Origin of the sequence: Sporosarcina sp. ACRSM, from assembly GCF_022346545.1 — a bacterium.
Taxonomy (GTDB): domain Bacteria; phylum Bacillota; class Bacilli; order Bacillales_A; family Planococcaceae; genus Sporosarcina.
Genome location: NZ_JAKRNU010000009.1, coordinates 22,967 through 43,236, shown reverse-complemented (window position 1 = coordinate 43,236; position 20,270 = coordinate 22,967). Strand labels below are relative to the sequence as shown.

Annotated in this window: 16 protein-coding genes; 15 read left to right on the top strand and 1 reads right to left on the bottom strand. The window is 44.6% G+C overall.

Annotation, left to right across the window (positions count from 1 at the left end; all coding sequences use genetic code 11):
* The first annotated feature begins 229 nt into the window (after nucleotides 1-229).
* The 4 genes from aceB to MHZ95_RS14605 all read left to right on the top strand — a co-directional run bounded on the left by aceB (nucleotide 230) and on the right by MHZ95_RS14605 (nucleotide 5,143).
* The gene (gene aceB / locus MHZ95_RS14620) at nucleotides 230-1,828 is read left to right on the top strand and encodes a malate synthase A (RefSeq protein ID WP_239391525.1); all 1,599 of its coding nucleotides are present in this window, start codon (nucleotides 230-232) and stop codon (nucleotides 1,826-1,828) included.
* A gap of 17 nt (nucleotides 1,829-1,845) precedes the next feature.
* Entirely contained in the window at nucleotides 1,846-1,971 is a 126-nt protein-coding gene (locus tag MHZ95_RS14615; protein WP_239391524.1) for a YhfH family protein, read from the top strand.
* Nucleotides 1,972-2,114: 143 nt separating this feature from the next.
* A complete protein-coding gene (locus tag MHZ95_RS14610; protein ID WP_239391523.1) occupies nucleotides 2,115-3,281 on the top strand; it encodes a pyridoxal-phosphate-dependent aminotransferase family protein in 1,167 nt (388 codons plus the stop codon).
* Between the two features lie 365 nt (nucleotides 3,282-3,646).
* Nucleotides 3,647-5,143: a class I adenylate-forming enzyme family protein gene (locus tag MHZ95_RS14605; RefSeq protein ID WP_239391522.1), complete on the top strand. Its 1,497-nt coding sequence runs from the start codon at nucleotides 3,647-3,649 to the stop codon at nucleotides 5,141-5,143.
* Between the two features lie 56 nt (nucleotides 5,144-5,199).
* Here MHZ95_RS14605 and MHZ95_RS14600 read toward each other — a convergent pair whose 3' ends face one another.
* Nucleotides 5,200-6,075: a glycerophosphodiester phosphodiesterase family protein gene (locus MHZ95_RS14600; RefSeq protein ID WP_239391521.1), complete on the bottom strand. Its 876-nt coding sequence runs from the start codon at nucleotides 6,073-6,075 to the stop codon at nucleotides 5,200-5,202.
* Nucleotides 6,076-6,213: 138 nt separating this feature from the next.
* On the opposite strand from MHZ95_RS14600, the gene MHZ95_RS14595 reads away from it, so the two are divergent.
* The 11 genes from MHZ95_RS14595 to MHZ95_RS14545 all read left to right on the top strand — a co-directional run bounded on the left by MHZ95_RS14595 (nucleotide 6,214) and on the right by MHZ95_RS14545 (nucleotide 20,266).
* Nucleotides 6,214-7,347, top strand: coding sequence for an ABC transporter ATP-binding protein (locus MHZ95_RS14595; protein WP_370643057.1), 1,134 nt, complete (start codon nucleotides 6,214-6,216; stop codon nucleotides 7,345-7,347).
* Nucleotides 7,344-8,246 carry a carbohydrate ABC transporter permease gene (locus MHZ95_RS14590; RefSeq protein ID WP_239391520.1) on the top strand — a complete coding sequence of 301 codons (903 nt, stop codon included), beginning with the start codon at nucleotides 7,344-7,346 and terminating at the stop codon, nucleotides 8,244-8,246. Before MHZ95_RS14595 ends, MHZ95_RS14590 begins: the two co-directional genes overlap by 4 nt.
* Nucleotides 8,243-9,061, top strand: a complete 819-nt coding sequence (locus tag MHZ95_RS14585) for a carbohydrate ABC transporter permease (protein WP_255726791.1) — start codon at nucleotides 8,243-8,245, stop codon at nucleotides 9,059-9,061. Before MHZ95_RS14590 ends, MHZ95_RS14585 begins: the two co-directional genes overlap by 4 nt.
* 44 nt (nucleotides 9,062-9,105) lie before the next feature.
* On the top strand, nucleotides 9,106-10,473 hold the full coding sequence (locus MHZ95_RS14580) for an ABC transporter substrate-binding protein (protein WP_239391519.1): 1,368 nt from the start codon (nucleotides 9,106-9,108) through the stop codon (nucleotides 10,471-10,473).
* A gap of 116 nt (nucleotides 10,474-10,589) precedes the next feature.
* Entirely contained in the window at nucleotides 10,590-11,276 is a 687-nt protein-coding gene (locus MHZ95_RS14575; RefSeq protein ID WP_370643056.1) for an IS607 family transposase, read from the top strand.
* Nucleotides 11,215-12,768: a transposase gene (locus MHZ95_RS14570; protein ID WP_239391518.1), complete on the top strand. Its 1,554-nt coding sequence runs from the start codon at nucleotides 11,215-11,217 to the stop codon at nucleotides 12,766-12,768. The genes MHZ95_RS14575 and MHZ95_RS14570 overlap by 62 nt, the downstream gene beginning before the upstream one ends.
* A gap of 440 nt (nucleotides 12,769-13,208) precedes the next feature.
* Nucleotides 13,209-15,578, top strand: a complete 2,370-nt coding sequence (locus MHZ95_RS14565; protein ID WP_239391517.1) for a bifunctional 2',3'-cyclic-nucleotide 2'-phosphodiesterase/3'-nucleotidase — start codon at nucleotides 13,209-13,211, stop codon at nucleotides 15,576-15,578.
* 406 nt (nucleotides 15,579-15,984) lie between these two features.
* Nucleotides 15,985-17,310 (top strand): vWA domain-containing protein, encoded by a 1,326-nt coding sequence (locus tag MHZ95_RS14560; protein WP_239391516.1) that lies wholly within the window; start codon nucleotides 15,985-15,987, stop codon nucleotides 17,308-17,310.
* 13 nt (nucleotides 17,311-17,323) lie between these two features.
* Entirely contained in the window at nucleotides 17,324-18,025 is a 702-nt protein-coding gene (locus tag MHZ95_RS14555) for a hypothetical protein (RefSeq protein WP_239391515.1), read from the top strand.
* Nucleotides 18,026-18,364: 339 nt separating this feature from the next.
* Nucleotides 18,365-19,108 carry a Flp pilus assembly protein CpaB gene (gene cpaB / locus MHZ95_RS14550; protein ID WP_239391514.1) on the top strand — a complete coding sequence of 248 codons (744 nt, stop codon included), beginning with the start codon at nucleotides 18,365-18,367 and terminating at the stop codon, nucleotides 19,106-19,108.
* A 30-nt stretch (nucleotides 19,109-19,138) separates the two neighbouring features.
* Complete coding sequence (locus tag MHZ95_RS14545) at nucleotides 19,139-20,266, top strand: CpaE/TadZ family protein (protein ID WP_239391513.1); 1,128 nt, start codon at nucleotides 19,139-19,141, stop codon at nucleotides 20,264-20,266.
* The last annotated feature ends 4 nt before the right edge of the window (nucleotides 20,267-20,270 follow it).

Here is a 20,270-nt window from a genome sequence, read left to right as displayed (position 1 = left end):
TTGGCAACGCCTGAGTGACCAACATCCTGTTGGCCCAAGCCTCCGGCGGATGTCACGGATTATGAAAGGAGTCCATTGCGCTTATCTAAGTGCCTTAATTTCTGCAAAAAACGCAGAAATACGGCAAATCGCACCCTTCGCTGTTCGATTCGCAATTCAAAATCCGGACGCAATTACGCCTAGGCGTAATTGATTTCCTGAATAACTAGAAAGGGTGAAACCTCTGACGATGCAACCATCGACCTCTCAAAAGATAGAAGTTCGTGGGGAAAAAACGATTGAAAGTGCAGAAATACTGACGCCTGAAGCACTTGAATTTCTCCACGCCCTTCATGCCAAATTCGATGAACGACGAAAAGAATTGCTAATCAAGCGCCAACAACGGCAGCGTGACCTTGACAATGGAAAGAAACTTGATTTTTTACCTGAAACGAAACACATCCGGGAAGGGGATTGGACGATTGCGCCACTCCCCCGGGATTTGCAAGATCGACGGGTTGAGATTACAGGACCTGTCAATCGGAAAATGGTCATCAATGCACTGAACTCCGGTGCGAAAACATTTATGGCCTGTTTTGAAGATGCGACTTCTCCTACATGGGACAATATGATGGAGGGGCAGTTGAATATGAAGGATGCTGTTCGGGAAACGATTTCGTTCACACAGCCATTAAACGGCAAAACGTATACGTTGAATGAAGAAATAGCTGTCTTAATGGTGCGCCCACGCGGTTTGCATTTGCCGGAAAAGCATGTCGTCATTGACGGCGAACCTATTTCTGGGGGCCTATTTGATTTCGGCTTATATTTTTTCCATAATGCGAAGGAGTTATTGGCAAGAGGAACAGGCCCTTACTTCTATTTGCCGAAACTGGAAAGCCATTTGGAAGCGCGTCTGTGGAATGATGTCTTCGTCTTTGCACAGCAACAGCTCGGCATTCCAAACGGGACAATTCGCGCAACTGTACTCATCGAAACGATTGTGGCGGCATTCGAGATGGACGAAATTTTATATGAGCTTCGCGATCATTCAGCGGGATTGAATTGTGGTCGTTGGGATTATATGTTCAGTTATTTGAAGCGGTTGCGCAATCAGTCTGATGTCATATTCCCGGATCGAAGCCAAGTGACGATGACATCGCCGTTCATGCGCGCGTACACATTGCTTTGTGTGCAAACATGCCATAAGCGGAATGCCCCGGCAATCGGGGGAATGGCCGCACAAATCCCGATTAAGGATGACCCGGAAGCAAACGAAGAGGCTTTTGGAAAAGTGCGTGAAGATAAGCGGCGTGAAGCGACAGACGGGCATGACGGCACATGGGTTGCACATCCAGGACTTGTTACTGTGGCGATGGAACAGTTTGACAAAGTGATGCCGACGCCCAATCAGATCGACCGCAAACGGCAAGACATTCACGTCACCGCGGAAAACTTGCTCGAAGTGCCGATGGGGACCATTACAGAAGCCGGCTTGCGCATGAATTGCAGTGTCGGTGTTCAATATATCGCTTCCTGGCTGCGAGGGAATGGCGCAGCCCCGATCAATCATCTGATGGAAGACGCCGCAACGGCGGAAATCTCAAGGACCCAAGTATGGCAATGGATTCGCCATCCGCAAGGGATTTTGGAAGATGGACGCAAGATTACGGAAGGTTTGTTTTTGGAGGTGATGCAAGAAGAGTTGGATACGATTCGACAATCGATCGGTGAAACCACTTATCGTCAAGGAAGATTTGAAGAGGCGGTAGAACTGTTTTCTTCATTGACATTGCAAGATGATTTTGTGGAATTCCTTACGTTACCTGGCTATGAAAAATTAAATTAAAAATGGAGGAGATCCCTATGAAAATGAACAACCAAAAAGAAATGCCGAAAAAGATCTGTCGTGAGTGCGGTTGTGAAATCATTGAAAAAGTGGACTCACCGCTTTATGAATGCGAGCGCTGCATCGGCTCCAATGAAGAATGACATGAGAACGGCTCTATTCCGATGAGGAGTATAGCCGTTTTCATTTTTTGTATGTTATTTTGAAATAACAGGGTTTTCTCCAATTATAGAGAAGTAGTAAGAGTGGAATAGAAATATGTTGAGAAATGTTAGGGGGAAAACAAATGCGTAATGAAGAAATGCTACTCGTACCTGGTCCAACACCCGTCATCGATGCCATTTATGATGCGATGGCGAGCGAAACGAGAGGACATACTGATCCGAGATTTGTCTCGATTTTTAAACATGCGATCGAGCAAACACGTCAATTGTTTCAGACGGATGGCGAAGTATTTGTTGTGGCAGGTTCCGGAACGACGGCAATGGAGATGGCGCTCGTCAATACGGTTGCTGCAGGAGAGAAAGTTTTAGTTGTCAGCCAAGGGTATTTTGGGGATCGATTCATTCAATTAGGGGAAGCGTTCGGCATTGAAGTGGACGTGCTTCAATCGGAATGGGGGAAACAAGTTGCGCCTACAGAAGTGGAGAAGAAATTGACTTCTGGGCAATACAAAGCCGTAACGATTACACATGCGGATACATCGACAGGCGTTGCAGCCGATCTCGATGCACTCGTGCCAGTTGTGAAGAAACATGGCGCTCTTGTCATTTTGGATGGCGTCTGTGCAACGGCTGCGATGGAAGAAAATATGAGCAAAACGTATGGGCATCCTGCTTACAAAATCGATGTTGTGTTGACAGGATCACAAAAAGCAATCGGAGTACCGCCGGGCTTAGCCATCGTCGCATTCAACCAAACAGCACTCGCTGCGAGGAAACAACTCGGGCGTATTCCTGCTTACTATTGCGATATCAACAATTGGCAGCCCATCATGCAAGATCCGGGAAAATATTTTGCGACACCGCCCGTTAACTTGATTTACGCCTATGAAGAAGGCATGAAACTTGTTTTAGCGGAAGGATTATCAAATCGCTATGTCCGCCATACCGCCTTCGGAAAAGCGGTACGTGCCGCGCTAACCGAATACGGCATGAAAGCGTTGGCGGAAGAGGAAGCCGCCGCTTCCACACTAAGCTGCATCCTCTATCCGGACGGAGTAGATGACAGCGCATTCCGTGCCGCCCTCGCAAAAAAAGGCATCATCGTCGCAGGCGCTCTCGCCCATTTAGCAGGCAAAGCGTTCCGCATCGGCCATATGGGCAATACGACAGAAGAGATGCTGAAAAAAGCGGTTGAATTGATCGGGGACACATTGAATGATCTTGGCCATCCAGTAGATCCTGCCAAAGCGGTTGAGCGGTTTAATAAAGAAGTACTAACGAGTGTATAAGAAAACTGATGCCGGCTACTCTCATAGATTGTGAGAGTAGCCGGCTTTGTAATGAAGTGAAAAATAGTCATCTATCTCAAGCCGCCGCTCAAAATCAATTTTCAAGCGATCAAAGATTTCACCCTTCGCTCATAGAATTTCCTAAACGATCATATCTTCCTTCAGGCGCTCATAAACCCTTCCAAGTGATCATATCTCCCACCCCACGCTCAAAAACGCTTCCCAAACGCCCATACTCTCTCTAAGCTCATCCAACAACCCTAAAAAGTCTTCATTTCCAATTAACTTGCAATAACTGGTTAGACTATTTATAATTATCTAACAATATAAAGGATGATAGAAACGAAAATGGGGGGAGTTTGACGGTGTTTATTGCGGAGAAATTGAAATGGTTTGCTGACAGGGAGCCGGACAAGGTCGTTACATCGTTCAAGGGAAAAGAGATTTCCTATGGGGATTTTTATCGGAAAGCGGAAAACTTGGCGGGCTATCTGCAGGAATTAGGTTATCTGAAAGAGGACCGCTTGGCGCTTTTATTGACGAACTCCGATTCGTTTCTCATTTGTTATTACGCCTGCCAGATCGGCGGGATCACCGTATTGCCGATTAATACAAAGCTGGCGCCACCGGAAGTGGAATATATTTTGACGCATTCGGAAGCAAAAGGAGTCATTTACGATGATCAGTTTGCGGGGGTAGTCCATTCCATTGCGGAGAAGTTGCCGGCATTGCAAGATACAATTTGTGTGAAAGGGAAGTTTGAAGAAATCATTGAAGGGGAGCGACAGGTCAAAAAACTGGAGCTGCTTGATGAGGATACGGCTGTCATTTTTTACACGTCAGGTACGACGGGGCGACCGAAAGGCGTTATGCTGACCCATAAGAATATTGCGGCCATCGCTGCGATATGGAGTGAATCGATGGAAATGGATGCGCATGATCGGATGCATATCGTCGCTCCGTTGTTTCATTGTGCAGCCAGTCATGTCTTCAGTATTCCGGTCATTTACAAAGGAGGAATGGTCATTATTGAGGAAGCCTTTTCGCCGGAAACGACCATTCGTACGATGGAGCAAGAACGGGCGACCATCTTTTTTGGCGTACCTGCCATGTATAGCATTCTACTGAATACGCCATCCCTTGTGCAGGCGGATCTCTCCCATTTACGCTTGTTCTGCTATGGGGCTGCCCCGATGCCTTATGAGCTTATCCGCAAAGTGAAGACGCTGTTCCCGGATGTGAAAGTGCAAAACTTGTACGGGCAGACGGAAAATTCCCCGGGTGCAACGACATTGAAAGATGTCTATGCTTTGGAAAAGGTCGGATCGGTCGGGGAGCCGTTGCCACAAACGGAAGTGCAGGTGGTCGATGTATTCGGTCAGTCAGTGCCGCCAGGGCAAGTGGGGGAAATTATCGTGAAAGGTCCTCAAGTGATGAAGGGCTATTTGAAAAATGAAGAAGAGACTGCCCGGACCATAAAAGATGGCTGGATGTATAGTGGGGATCTTGGTCGCTTCGATGAGGACGGTTTGCTTTATATTGTCGATCGTAAAAAAGATATGCTCATCCGAGGTGGGGAAAATGTCTATCCTGTAGAAATTGAAGAAGCGCTCTATGCCATTCCTGAAGTGTTGGAGGCAGCTGTCGTAGGCATTCCGCATGAAGTGTATGGGGAGGTGCCGAAAGCCTATATTGTTTTGAAAGAAGGAGAAACGCTTTCGGAAGAAGCTGTCCTAGCGTTTTGCAAGACACAGCTTGCCTCCTTCAAAGTACCTGCAGAGCTTGAATTTCTTGATACGCTTCCGCGTAATGCAAGCGGTAAAGTGTTGAAAAACGTGCTTAGAGCCCAGGTTAAGGTCTAACTTGATTCAGCAGGAAGAGCAGACTTCCTGCTGAATCAAAGCTATTTATTTGCCAATCAGTCAAAGTCCAGCCGATAGGCTTCATCCCGCAACAGAACGGCGAGATCCGGCTTATCGGTAAAAATGCCATCGACACCAAGTGTCAGTAGCAAACGGATCGTATCCTCATCATTGACAGTAAAAGCATGGACGTCCATTCCTTCTTTGTGCATCGTTTCAACGAATGATGGTGTGATCGCATCCCAATTCACACCGACGCCAGATGCATAACTTTTTAACCTCTTTAGCTCCTTTTTTGTGAAAGATGCTTCCTTCTCAAATCGAACTAGCTGGATAAGCGGTATTGTCGGTTCCAGCTGGAATACTTTTTGCAGACTATCCGTGTCGAACGATTGGATAATGACTTTGGGAGGCTGGTCATTGGTATCCAATAAATGATGCGCTTGAAGTTGTCTGATCAATTCCTCTTCAATACCCGGATAATGGTCGGGTGATTTTATTTCTATATAATAATTGGTGCTCATACTGAAATGTTGAAAGATATCTTTTAATTCAACAATCCGCTCGACTTCATATTTATCGGAAGCGTACTGTGGATTTTCTTTGTTGAACACTTCTCCTGGCGAATATAATAGCAATTCATCCAATGTAATATCCGCAATGGCTCGTGTTGCCGATTGAAATGACACGACAGGATCATGTATGGCTACGAGTTTACCGTCATTTGTCATATGTAAATCGAGTTCGATGTAGTCAGCTCCCATTTCAACAGCCATCTCATAGGCGGCAATTGTATGGGCCGGTGCATAGGCAGAAGCACCTCGGTGAGCAATGACTAGAACGTCTTCCGGCGGCAGCTCGACTGGCCGGACAGTCGGTTGTGTACAGCCGTAGAGGATGAATATCAATAAAGAAATCATGACTTTTTTCATCAGTACAGCACCTTCTCTCATAAAGTAAACGTAAAAAATTGTAAAGAATGCTAAATGAAACAGGAGTGATGGACCTCCCCGGTGAAAGAGTATAGTAGCCATGAAAAAAAAGCTTATTCTTGGAAAGGGGCTGAATAGGTGAAAAAAGTTGAACTGATCGATCTATCAAAATCTTATGATAAACAAGTGGATGTCATCTCCAATATAAACGTTACCATCGAACCTGGCGAATTTTTCGTTTTGGTCGGACCTTCCGGATGCGGCAAAAGTACGATGCTGCGGATGATTGCCGGCTTGGAACAGATTACAAGTGGGACATTGAAAATCGGCGAGGCAGTGGCCAATGATCTACCGCCAGATAAACGTGATCTGTCCATGGTATTCCAAAACTATGCTCTCTACCCGCATTTGACGGTCCAGCAAAATATTTCGTTCGGTCTTGACGTGAAAAAAGTGAAGAAAGACGAGCAGCGAAAAAGGACAGAAGAAGTGGCTGAGATGCTAGGCTTGACGGAATTTCTTAAGCGTAAACCCCGCGAATTGTCAGGAGGACAGCGACAGCGGGTTGCACTTGCCCGTGCCATTGTGAGCGAAGCACCGATCTGTCTGATGGATGAACCGTTATCTAATCTCGATGCCAAGCTCCGTGCGCATATGCGTTCAGAAATCCGGCGAATCCAACGTACACTCGGCATTACAATGATCTATGTGACCCATGACCAAGTGGAAGCGATGACGATGGGTGATCGGATCATGATTCTCCATGAAGGAAAGATCCAGCAAGTCGGAAAACCGATCGACATCTACAACAACCCGGCGAATCCTTTCGTTGCGACGTTCATCGGTTCGCCGCCGATGAATTTGGCGCAGGCTATGGTGGACAAAAAGGCCTCCGAACTTATCGTCGGAGATGTCTGGCGGTTACCGATTCCAGCGGATGAAATAGACGCCCTTCCGGAAGCTCCGTTGATCGCAGGAATCCGCCCGGAGCATTTGCGTCCTGCCACGAAAGAGACGAGGGAAGGAGATAAACTCATCGTTGAAGTGACAAATGTTGAAGTGTTGGGGAATGAAACCGTCTTTTCTTTCCAACTGGGTGCCGACGAATGGCAGGCGAAGTGGAGTGGCCAATGGCAGATCGATCTCGGAGATTCCATTCCCTTACTTGCCGATTATGGCGCACTTTGTCTGTTTGAATCCAAAAGCGGAAAACGGATCAAACAACCGACGGATCTCGGAAACTTTGTGTTCGGTAAAGAGGTGCTTGTATGAACAGGCAAACGAAACACGGATTTTGGAAGAAGTCGGTGAATGGTAGAACGGCCCTACTCTATTTATTCCCTTCAATCCTTCTTTTTTCAGTATTCGTATTCTATCCGATGTTCCGCACAATTTATTTGAGTTTTTTCTTGACCGATCAGGCGGGGAATGCGGCTCTGCATGTTGGATTGGAAAACTACGGCTATTTACTTGAGTCGTCCGCGTTTCGTAACAGTATGAAAGCGACAGGCTTATTCGTTTTGTATACGGTGCCGATCGGAATCATCCTTTCCCTCTTTTTCGCTTTATTGGCCAATGAAAAGCTGAAAGGAATCGGTTTTTTTCGGACATTGTATTCATCGACGATGGGGATTTCAGTTGCGGCATCTTCCGTCATTTGGCTGTTCATGTTCCATCCGAGTATCGGCATGTTCAATCGGGTGTTAAGCGTGTTGAATTTGCCGCAGATCCAATGGTTACTTGATCCGGAATGGGCACTTCTCTCCGTCTCCATTTCAACGATTTGGATGAATACGGGTTTTTCATTTCTCATATTGCTGGGCGGCTTGCAAAATATTGATGAGCATCTATACGAAAGTTCGCGAATTGATGGGGCGGGTTATTTTTATCGTCTGCGGCGAATCACATTGCCGATGCTGTCACCGACTTTGTTTTTCATTATCACGATATCGCTAATCAATGCGTTCCAGTCGTTCGGACAAATCGATATTTTGACGAAAGGCGGTCCCTCCCAATCGACGAATTTGATCGTCTATTCGATTTACCGGGAAGCTTTTATCAATTATCAGTTCGGGACAGCGAGTGCCCAGGCAGTCATTCTATTTATCATCATCCTGATTGTGACCATCCTCCAATTTAAATTGGGTGAAAGGAAGGTGCATTACCAATGATGATAAGCCTTCCGAAAAAAATAGGGATGTATTTCCTACTGATCATCACGTCTTTGCTTGTGTTTTTCCCAGTTTTATATGCGTTTATGATTTCGTTTATGACGGGTCCTGAAATATTGCAAGGAAGATTTCTACCGCATTCTTTTAGTCTTGAAAACTATGTCAAAGTATTCGAGCGGCTTCCTTTGCTCAATTATTTGTTAAACAGTTTCATCGTATCCGCAGGTGTCATGCTCGGGCAACTGGCGGTTTGCAGTCTGGCTGCTTATGCTTTTGTGTTCATCCAGTTCAAGGGACGGGATTTCATTTTTTTCTTGTTCATTTCGACGATGATGATTCCATGGGAAGCGACGATGATTCCGAACTTCTTTATCATCCAAAAACTCGATTGGCTGAATACGTACCAAGGGCTGACGTTGCCATTTTTTGCGCTCGCATTCGGCACATTTCTACTGCGCCAGCATTTCAAGACAATTCCGAAAGAACTCCAAGAAGCTGCGCAAATTGCGGGGCTTGGTCGCTTCGCTTTTTTCTGGCGGGTCGTCTTGCCTGTGTCGAAAACAAGCCTGGTCACATTGGGGGCCTATGGATTCCTGACGACTTGGAATATGTACTTATGGCCGTTACTTATTACGACGAACAGTTCAGTCCGGACTGTACAAATCGGGTTGAAACAATTGCAGTCCCAAGAGATTGCAACAGATTGGGGGGTGGTCATGGCTGGTGTCATTGTCGTCATTGTCCCGACGCTCTTGCTGCTGTTCATCGGACAGAAGCAATTGCAGAAAGGGCTATCACAAGGCGCATTAAAGTGAAAGACGGTTCGGTTCGATAACAAATAAAAGGGGTGTTTGGAAAGATGAAAAACTTGTTAAAGCCTTCTCTATTTTGGTTGCTTCTTCTCACGGTGGCAATTCTCACGGCGTGTACGAACAGCGACAGCAATACAAATAACGACGCGGACAATCCGGCCCCGAGCGATAGTGAAGACACCGGAACAGAGGAAGGCAAAGTGACCATCGATTTCTGGCATGCGATGTCAGGAACTGGACAGGAGTCGCTCGACGCGATTGTTGCCGGCTTTAACGAATCTCAAGATAAATATGAAGTAAAAGCGGAATTCCAAGGAAGTTATGAGGAGTCGCTGACGAAGCTGCGTAGTGTCGGAGGGACAAAAGATGCGCCGGCCATCACCCAAGTGTTCGAAGTCGGTACGAAATATATGATTGATAGCGGTTATATCGAGCCGATGCAGTCCTTTATCGACAAAGATAGTTATGACCTTTCCCAGCTCGAGGAAAACATTTTGAACTACTATAAAGTGGATGGAGATCTGTATTCCATGCCGTTCAATTCCTCGACGCCGGTCATGATCTATAACAAAGACGCTTTCGAAGAAGCGGGGCTTGATCCCGAGAAAGCGCCCGAAACGTTTTCCGAAGTGATTGATGCGGCTGCGAAGCTGAAAACGGATGAAATGTACGGCTTTTCCATGCTGACATACGGTTGGTTCTTTGAACAACTTGTCGCTACGCAAGGTGGTCTGTATGTCAATGAAGACAACGGTCGTTCTGGTGATGCGACGGAAGCACTGTTCAACGGTCCGGAGGGGCTGAACGTCTTCAATTTCCTCGATACGATGAACAAAGCCGGCACATTCGGCAACTTTGGTACGAATTGGGATGATATCCGTGCGGCCTTCTCAACTGGGAAAGTGGCGATGTATATGGATTCTTCCGCAGGTGTAGCCGGAGCCATCCAGAATGCACCATTTGAGGTAGGTGTCGCTTATATTCCGCATGCGGATGAAGTGCAGCGGAACGGGGTCGTCATTGGCGGAGCCTCGCTTTGGATGTCCAAAGGGATTGCGGAAAATGAACAAGAAGCCGCATGGGAATTCATGAAATATTTGACGACGCCTGAAGTGCAAGCGAAATGGCATCTCGACACAGGCTACTTTGCGATCAATCCGAAAGCCTATGATGAAGAAAACGTAAAAGAGAAATGGAGTGAATTCCCTCAATACAAAGTAACTGTCGATCAGTTGCAAGATACAGTTCCAGGGCTGGCTACTCAAGGGGCACTCATTTCCGTCTTCCCGGAATCGCGCCAGCAAATCGTCACGGCATTGGAAGACCTCTACCAAGGGAAAGACCCGCAAGAAGCGCTTGATCAGGCGGCTGAAGGCACGAACCGTGCAATGGAAATCGCCAATAAAACAAAATAAGCATGTACCCCCGTCCGCTTATCAGGATCGGGGGTTTTCAACTGTCAGTAATTTAAGTAGACATATAGATAATTAAGTAGACATATATAGATGATTAGGTGGATTTAATGTAAAATATGAATATGGATAAATTATTAACGATGAAGGAAGCATGTGGAATATTAGGCGTAACGACAAAAACAATTCAGCGTTGGGATGCGAGTGGGAAAATAGCGATTATCCGTACACCTGGAGGGCGTAGAAGAATACCACTAAGTGAAGTTGAAAGACTCCTCGGGAAAAAATCTATAAAACAAAGGAAAATCGCGATATATGCACGCGTATCATCAAATGAGCAAAAACAAAAAGGAGATTTAGATCGTCAAACCGAATTTTTAAAGGAGAAAATTGATACGCAATATTTATTAGTTGAAACCATCACGGATGTTGGTTCTGGTCTAAACGACAGGCGAAAGGGTTTGCTAAAGCTCATGAATTTGGCGAGTGAAGGGCGAATCACGGATATAGCCATTCGCTATAAAGATCGTTTAACTCGTTTTGGTTACGGGTATTTGGAAAAGTACTTTGAAAGTTTTCATGTCATGATTCACGTATTAGACGATGATGAAAAAACGAGGACTGTTCAGGAAGAACTAGCCGATGATTTGATTAGTATTATTACGAATTTCTCTGGAAAATTGTACGGGCTTCGAAATGAAAAACATAAAGAATTGCAAAAAACAGTCAAGGAGGTCATCATCGATGTTCCGAACTTATCAAACAAAATTGAAGAACGAGATGATTGTTCTTCTGGATCAGAGTGAAATGCCTGTCTATGACTATTTTCAACAGTATGCCCAAGAATTTGGCCGTATCGAACGAAAGTTGTTTGTGGATTTATACGTTCGAAAAAGACCGGCAAATCAATTGAAAATAGAATACTGTGCAAACTATCAACTCACAGCGAGGCAATACAACAGTACCAAAAACCAATTGGATGGACGGGTTTCGTCGAAAAGGAAACTCACAAAGCTTTATATCGAGGAAGCCAGAGAAAAGTTTGATCAAACTAAAAAGTTCCTAACAAAAAAGATTGTCCAAAAAGAAAAGGCTCACCTCTCTTTACTAACAATGAAGGGTAATGAGCCTCTCTTTTTGAAAAAAGTGAAGAACTATCGAAAGTTAAAAGAATTGATTCATCAAAAAAAGAGAAGGCTACATCGGTTGCAACTAAAGCTAGAACGCTTGGAAAGTGACGAGAAACGTGGCATTGTTCGCCTGTGTTTCGGCTCAAAAGCATTCTTTCATAAACAATTTCATCTAATAGATAACAATTTGTCATTTGAGCAATGGAAAAACAACTGGCAAACAGCGCGTGCCTCACAGTTTACGTTTATCGGATCGAAAGACGAAACCTATGGCAATCAAAGTTGTACGTACGATGTGGACAATCAGTTGCGTATCCGTGTCAACCGAAAAGATGAAGGGAAATTTGGAAAACATATCGTGCTTCCAAACATAAACTTCACATATGGACAAGAAAATATTGATCAAGCAAAAATTCCAACTATCGGTTATACAAAGGGAAAAAGAAACAAAGTTCGGTATTATCGGGCCCTGACCTGTAAATTTATCTTCAAAAACAAACACTGGTATCTCAATATATCGGTCGATGTAGACACGCCTGAAATAAAAACATTGCAAAACCATGGTCAAATCGGCGTCGATTTTAACGCCAACTTTTTAGCTGTCACAGAAGTTGACCGTTTCGGGAATTATGTGCATTCGTTTCAGGTTCCTTTTAAGGCGTATCATGTGTCGAGCGAACAGGCGAAACAAAGTCTAAGCGATGCATTAAAAATCGTTGTGGACTATGCGGTGGCGAAACAAAAGCCGATTGCCTACGAGAAATTGGATTTTAAAAAGAAAAAACAACAACTAAAGCAACGGTCGAAGAAGCAAGCGAAAATGTTAAGCGGCTTTGCGTATTCTTCGTATCAATCCATGTTAACGAGTAAATGTCAAAAAGACGGCGTAGCACTCGTAGCTGTCAATCCGGCTTATACGAGTCAAATAGGACAACATAAATTCATGAAAAGATACGGACTCAGTTCGCATGAAGGCGCGGCGATGGTGATTGCAAGAAGAGGTCTAGGTTTGAAAAAAATCGAAAGAGTTCCCATACATCAGTTCATTCAAGGAAATCAAGATTCACTTCTTCGGAAAAAAAGGGTTGAACAATGGAAAGAACTCAGCAAACAATGGAAAACCTATACTTTTGGTCAGAAAATCGACCTTTTATATCATATGTTCTAAGTTTCAATGAAAAGATTCGTTGCCTTGCGGTGGCAATGCCACACTGAACCTGTAAGGAAGAAAGTGTGCCCATGAAATCGCAGCTTTCGGCAATAAATCGGTTAACGAGCTGGTGTTGGATCACCCATCAGGGCAGAAATTCTGATCCTCAGAAGTCACTAGATTCATCGTAGTGATGACTGTGTGATGTGGCGATATACCTCTGATGTGAAAGTGAAAATCTCTCAAAGCGAATCGTAAGGGGGATTCCGTTCTTGCCCTAGCGTGATGTCTACTTATGTATACATCTTTTCGAACGGTATTGCAATCCCTGTATAACAAATGGAGGAGTCCACTAGTTCTATTCTCATAATTTCAATAATTCAGAGCGTTGTTCGTTCAGATCAAGGACGTTTCCATGATAAGCTACTAGAAAGGAAAATGATAAAGGAGATGAAAGAATGTCAATAGTGAAAAAGATCGGAATCTGGATGGTCTTTGTGACGCTCACTTTCAGTGGCTTTTCATTTGCAACGCAGGCAAATGCTGCCCGGGCGGCAGGCGAAGTGACCCGGGGCGAATACATTCAAGCCGTGGTACAAGCGCTTGATTGGGAACTGGGGGATGGCACGTCGATCCCATTTTCGGATGTCGATGCACAATTGGCGCCTTATGTGGAAATCGCGGTGGAAAAAGGGATTGTCAAAGGAATCACACCTACAACATTCGAACCGGATCAGAAGTTGAAGCGTGAACATGCATTTCTGATCGCTTCAAGGGCTATTCCGTCGAATGAAACATTCTCACCAGAACTGCTCGATAAATTCAAAGATAAAGCTGCGTTTAAAACAGCCGAAACAGCAGAGTTAGCTAAAAGTGTCGGACTCGGCTTATTACAAGGATTTGAAGATGGAACTGCAAAGCCACAGAAAGTTGTGACCAACGTACAAATGACAAAAATCATCGATCGGATGCTTGCCGCTTACCAAATTGAACCGCCGACAAATTCGGTTACCCTTCGAATACTAGGGACATCCGATTTACACACCAATCTTGTCAACTACGATTATTACCAGGACAAAGTATCCAATGAAATCGGACTGGCGAAAACAGCGGTCCTCATTGAGCAGGCACGCGCTGAGCAACCGAATCATCTGCTATTTGATAATGGAGACTTGATCCAAGGGACGCCGCTTGGCGGTTATAAAGTGACTGTGGATCCGTTGGAGGAAGGGGAACTTCATCCCGCGCTTGCGGCTCTTCAATCACTCGATTTTGATGCGAGTACATTAGGGAATCACGAGTTCAACTATGGGTTGGATTATTTGGATCTCGTCTTGAAAGAAGCGCCATTCCCGGTGTTGAACGCGAATGTATATGATGCGGAAACAAAGCAAAATCGCTATACGCCTTACGTTATTTTTGATAAAGAAGTGACCGATCGCAAAGGGGAGGCCCATAATTTGAAAGTCGGTGTCATCGGTGTGGTCGCACCCGGTATATTGCGCTGGGATCGCGCACATTTGGAAGGGAAAGTGACGGTGGAGGATGCGGCGGATACGGTTGAGCAATTCATCCCAGAGATGAAAGGCCAAGGGGCAGACATCATCGTTGTCCTTTCCCATTCAGGGATCGGTGATGAAACCCATGACAAAGGAGAGGACGACGTCGCGTATCAAATCACCGTACTAGAAGGTGTGGATGCGGTGTTAACAGGCCACAACCATGCCGTTTTCCCAGGCGATTTCAGCGACCTGCAACATGTCGATCAAAAACAAGGGACGATCAATGGGACACCGATTGTCATGCCTGGTAAATTCGGTAGCCATCTAGGCGTCATCGATCTCGAGCTGGAAAAGTCAGGTGATCAATGGACTGTTGTCAAAGGACAAGGTGCCGTCCGCGAAATCGATAAAACGTCTGACAAAGTCGACCAGAAAGTGATCGACGCCGTAAAAGAAGCACATGAAGGGACAATCGACTATGTGCGCAGTCCAGTCGGACAGACAACAGCAACGATCAACAGCTATTTTGCACTTGTACAAGACGACCCTTCCATCCAAATTGTGACAAACGCCCAAAAATGGCTTGTCGAACAGCGGATCCAAGGAACGGAATACGCGGACTTACCTGTCCTCTCGGCAGGTGCACCATTTAAAGCGGGAGGCCGTAACGGAGCAAACTACTATACCGAAATTCCGGTCGGTGAAATGGCCATTAAAAATGTAGCGGACTTGTATGTCTATGACAATACGGTTTTTTCGCTCATCATGACAGGAGCAGATGTGAAGGAATGGTTGGAAATGTCGGCAGGCCAGTTCAACCAGATCGATCCTACCTCCACGGCGGAACAACAATTGATCAATGAAGAATTCCGCACGTATAACTTTGATGTCATCGATGGGGTTACGTATGAATTTGATGTGACACAACCTGCGAAATACGATTATGCGGGCGGTACGATCAATGAAAAGGCCAGTCGGGTTGTCAATTTACAATACGACGGTAAACCGATCGATCCGAAACAGCGATTTATCGTTGTGACGAACAATTATCGGGCAAGCGGTAATTTCCCGGGTGTCCGCAATGCGACGGACGCCATTGACTATGCGTATGAAAACCGGGCAGCAATCATCGATTATATGATTGACGTCGGTACCATCGATCCATCCGCAGATGCTAACTGGACATTCGCACCATTCGGCGAAAATACCAATATCATCTTTGAAACGGCAGCTAAAGCAAAAGACTTCATTCCAACAGAGACCGGTATCGACTATCTATCTCCTACGAAAGAAGGCTTTGCGAATTATACGTTAAAGCAGAAATAATCCATCTAAAAAACACAGCGAGGAATAGTTCGATGTTCCCTGCGCTGTGTTTTTTATTTATTTAGCATTCAAACAGCTTGATTTCAAGTTGTTTTGAACGAGTCTTCTTATTAGAAAATTATAGAAAAAAGGTTGAAAGTCCTTCGTGCATAATGCGAGTTATCATCGCTAGTGCGGATAGACCTATTTTTTGTTGACCGTCTATTAAGTTTACGTAACAGAGGGAAGAACCAAATTTATAAATGACAATGGACATAGAGTCAATATGACTAAATAGATTATTACGAATGTGACAGGATTTTGACATACTGGAAATGGAATGATATTCATTATTTATGTGAAGATTATCATACGTCAATAGAGTGCTAGATTTACTTGAGACGTTTACGTTGGAGGTTTTCAGTTCGTGAAGAAACTGTTAATAACTACGATTGGTTGTATGGCGCTTCTTCTTGCAGGGTGCAATGACAAAGAGGAAACGCAAGGGGCTCATCAGGATAAACAAGAACAAGAGACAGGGGAGACGGATCTAAACAAGTCTCAAGAAGAAAAAGAGCTGGTTGAATTTAGCGAAGCACCATCCGATGCGTTAGCCATCATCGAAGCAGGTGTAGGTGTAGAGATGGAAGAAATTGGGTTTTTAAGCGAAAAATTAAAGCCTGAAGATCTCGTATTCATGGAAGAGTTCCCAGTGGAAGATCTGACGATGGATGAGATGTATAACGGGATCGTTGAATGGTTTGCGATGGACTATTCTGCTGTGCACAATCCGCTTGTAAACTTTGAGCCGAACTATGGCGAATACGGAATTGACAAGCGTGAGAAAAAGCAGCTGAACATCGCGGTACTCATTGATGCGAGTGGCAGTATGAAAGCAACGATCGGTGGAGAACAAATGATGGCACTTGCAAAAGATGCGGTGAAGCGCTTCGGAGCAGGACTTCCAGAGGAAACGATCATTTCGCTGCGCGTCTATGGTCATGAAGGTACCGGTTCGAGTGCGGATAAGGCCATGTCATGTGCGAGCAACGAGCTGATCTATCAGCCTAATTTTTATAACGAAGCTGAATTTACGAACGCCTTAACAAAATTCGAAGCTGCAGGTTGGACCCCTCTTGCCGCTGCGATCAAAGCGGGTGGAGAAGATTTACGTGTGAAAGCGTCCGAAAAAACGCAAAATATGATTTTCGTTGTCAGTGATGGCGTAGAGACTTGCGGTGGAGATCCGGTTGCAGAAGCCAAAACGCTTGCGGAATCAGATCTCGGAGTCGAAGTGAACGTCATCGGATTCAATGTAGACAGTGAAGGGCAAACGAAATTGAAAAAAGTGGCGGATGAAGGAAACGGCAAATACGCAAACGTCAAATCGACAATCGATTTCCAAAATACATTCCAATCGATGTTGGAAGAAGCGAATGCTGTTGTGAAGGAAATGAGTCAAAAAGTGAATCATGGCATGCAAATTGATAACCGCACCATTCAATTGAACGATGAGGTGTTGAAACTGGCATCGTCATTTTATGACTTCGCTTCTGTAGAAAACAGCAATATGCGAGCGGCCGTCAGCGTATTGCGTAAGGCCGACAGAATCGATAACGAGACACAATTTGAACTCGTCGACAAATTGGATGAGCGACGTGAAACGATGAATGAATACGGAGAATCATTAAAAAAGGAAAAGCTTGAATTGATCAAGCAAACGCGACAGCAGTTATATGATTCGATGGATTGAGAGGTGACTGACAGTGCGTATAGTAATCGATCAAACATTAGGGATACCGGTTCCGAAAGACATGAAAGTAATCATTCGAGAACCCTCTTTGAAGAAAAAGCAGAAACTCGAGGAAATTATTGGGAAAAAAGAGAATCGTCTGTTGAAAACACGATTACCTGTCGTAAAGAGAACGATGGAAGAGGAGCTTGCAGAAATCGGGATGCATTTAAACAAGCATCGTCGCATCTTGTACATTTACGATAGCAAGATGACGGATGAAGGTGCATTACAGCGGGTCCGCAATTGGTACTTACCTGAATATACACTCCAGATCGTAGATGGATCGAAGCATCGGGCCTACGCGCTTTACTTAGTGAAAATGATGGGGGAAGGTTATTCCCTCTCGAGAGCTGTGCCACCTGCGAACGGCCATTTGATCAGTAATGTAAAAAGAATCACGGTATCCAATTATCAAAAAATCGGACGAAAGCCGAAAAAGAAGTGTTATCTATTATCAGGCGAACGGCTTGAAAATAAAAAAAGTGAAACGAATACAGCTTTATTAGATCAATTATTGAAGAGTCATCCGGAAACAAAATTTATTGCGGTCGGAAACACGGAAGTCCCCGAAAGGGAAAATTTGGAGTATTATCCACTGGAAAAATGGGCCTTCCCAAATTCAATAAACTATCTTTCTATCTTTCCACTACCGGAAAGATCTGATCGAAATTAACGTTAACTTGATTCAGCAGTAGTCCCTCATTTCCATAAGTGGCGGGATGAATGCCAGAATATTTTTCAATCAGAGAGGGGCCAAACTACCTGCTGATTAGAAGAACTCAGGCTAAGTTCGCCGCGTCCTGCGGCAACGCCTGAGTGACCAACATCCTGTTGGCCCAAGCCTCCGGCGGATGTCACAGATTTTGAAAGGAGTTAATTGCGTTTATCTAAGTGCCTTAATTTCTGCAAAATATGCAGAAATACGGCAAATCGAACCCTTCGCTGTTCGATTCGCAATTCAAAATCTGGACGCAATTACGCCGAGACGTAATTGATTTGGAGTGGAATTCTGTTGATAGATTCAAAAAGGAAAGCGATTATATTTCTAACAATTTCGTTCATATTGGCGGTTGTGACTGCGGGCGTTGTGCTTGTCCAAATCAGTCAAGCGCAGGAAAGACTTGGTGAAACGGTGGAAGTCGCTTCTGTGACCAAGGATGTCCAGTCCTATCGCGAACTTGATATGAATGATATTGAATGGGTGAAATTACCGAAAAACAGTGCGTATTCTTCTTTCATAACAGATAAAAGTGATCTGGAAGAAGTCATTACGATCGTTAATTTGAAATCAGGCGATTTGCTGACAAAAAATCTAGTGCGGAAAAAGTTGGATATCCCTGCGAATGAGCGTGTCGTTTGGCTGAATGCAACCGATCTGGTCTTGATCGACCAACAAGTGACGGAAGGCGATCTTGTAGATGTCATTGTCTCAAGGGAAGTCGAAAAAAAAGTGGAAACGAAGAGATTGCTCTCCAATATCAAAGTCGTTCAAATTGAAAAAGACGATGTAGTAGGGAGCAAAAATATTAAAATTTCTTTACCGCTGGAACAAGCTGAAAAACTGATCCACTATCAAAATTTTGCCAAGCAGATCCGTGTCCTCCGTGTGAATCAAGTGAATGATAACAAGGAGGAAGTTGAGGACAAACCGTCCAAACCAATTGTTGAAACAAAGCCTGAAGTGAAGGAAGAGAAAAAGAAAGAAGAACCTGTAACGGAAGTTAAAGTGGAAGAAGGCACAAAGAAAGAGAAATGATCATCGGTTTAGAAAGAGAGTTGTGAACGTATGTTCCAAGTGAATGCACTTTTACTGACAGAAGATGAAGAATGGCAAGAACGCATTTCGGAATATGCGGAAAAAAACGGCCTTCATCTGACTGTTGCCAAAGAAATGCGAAAGATGTTAGGGCAGCAACAGGTCCATATTTACTTTTTCGATTTAGATACCGTCCCGCTTCAACAAATCATTCCTCAAATGACTGCGATGAGTGCGGTCATTGGATTGACGAGAAAAGAGAACTTCGAAGTTTCGAGGGAATGGCTGATCCGAGGAGCGAAGGATATCATCGTTTTCCCGGAAGAAGAGCTTCGACTTGAAGCGCTCGTACAGGAGATTGTCAACCAGTATACGATTCAAAGGGAAGCGGATATGGGATTTGGCACGGGAGAAGTCCATGCTTTCTATAGCGCAAAAGGGGGCAGTGGCTGTACGATTTTGGCGGCCATGATGAGTCAATCCTTCAGCGTGCACTACGGAAAAAAAGTGCTGCTCGTAGATTTGAACGCCCAGTACGGCGTGACAGACGCACTATTTTCCATGCAGCCCCAAAGATCTTATTATGATCTGCTACCAGTCGTGAATGAAATCGAAATGAGGCATTTACAAAATATCGCGAACGAACATGTCGATACAGGGGTGTTCGTCATTTCGAGCCCATCCGACCCCGAAAAGACAGAAGAGATCACAGATGAACTGATCGCCAAACTGATACGTGTGGCGCGCGTTCATTTCGATCATGTCATATTGGATCTCCCTTCTGCCATGAATTCTATTACATTTACTGCGCTCAATGCAGCGACAAAAATACATTACGTCATGACACCGGATAGTTTAGGTCTCCGGTCTTATAAATATGCAAAGGAATTATTCGAGAAGTTTTCCATCGGTGCGGGTATGTCGAAAACGTTATTGTTGAATAAAGTCCATGCTAAAAGTGAAATGACCGCATCGGATATTAAAAAAATAATCGGAACGGAAATCGAAGCGCAATTTGCGGATGATTTTTATGGGATTCAGCCCAATATCAATATGGGAACCGGATTTTATAGGAACAAAAAGCATAAAGGTGATTCGAAAATCGCAAAAGATATGAAGAAATACATAGATTCCTTTGTATTGAAAGCGAAGGAGTGATGGT

Bases quoted from the DNA above. Each gene is read 5' to 3' on its own strand.
- aceB (WP_239391525.1), top strand. From the start codon at position 230: ATGCAACCATCGACCTCTCAAAAGATAGAAGTTCGTGGGGAAAAAACG.
- MHZ95_RS14615 (WP_239391524.1), top strand. From the start codon at position 1,846: ATGAAAATGAACAACCAAAAAGAAATGCCGAAAAAGATCTGTCGTGAG.
- MHZ95_RS14610 (WP_239391523.1), top strand. From the start codon at position 2,115: ATGCGTAATGAAGAAATGCTACTCGTACCTGGTCCAACACCCGTCATC.
- MHZ95_RS14600 (WP_239391521.1), bottom strand. From the start codon at position 6,075: ATGAAAAAAGTCATGATTTCTTTATTGATATTCATCCTCTACGGCTGT.
- MHZ95_RS14590 (WP_239391520.1), top strand. From the start codon at position 7,344: ATGAACAGGCAAACGAAACACGGATTTTGGAAGAAGTCGGTGAATGGT.
- MHZ95_RS14585 (WP_255726791.1), top strand. From the start codon at position 8,243: ATGATGATAAGCCTTCCGAAAAAAATAGGGATGTATTTCCTACTGATC.
- MHZ95_RS14580 (WP_239391519.1), top strand. From the start codon at position 9,106: ATGAAAAACTTGTTAAAGCCTTCTCTATTTTGGTTGCTTCTTCTCACG.
- MHZ95_RS14575 (WP_370643056.1), top strand. From the start codon at position 10,590: ATGAATATGGATAAATTATTAACGATGAAGGAAGCATGTGGAATATTA.
- MHZ95_RS14570 (WP_239391518.1), top strand. From the start codon at position 11,215: ATGTTCCGAACTTATCAAACAAAATTGAAGAACGAGATGATTGTTCTT.
- MHZ95_RS14565 (WP_239391517.1), top strand. From the start codon at position 13,209: ATGTCAATAGTGAAAAAGATCGGAATCTGGATGGTCTTTGTGACGCTC.
- MHZ95_RS14545 (WP_239391513.1), top strand. From the start codon at position 19,139: ATGTTCCAAGTGAATGCACTTTTACTGACAGAAGATGAAGAATGGCAA.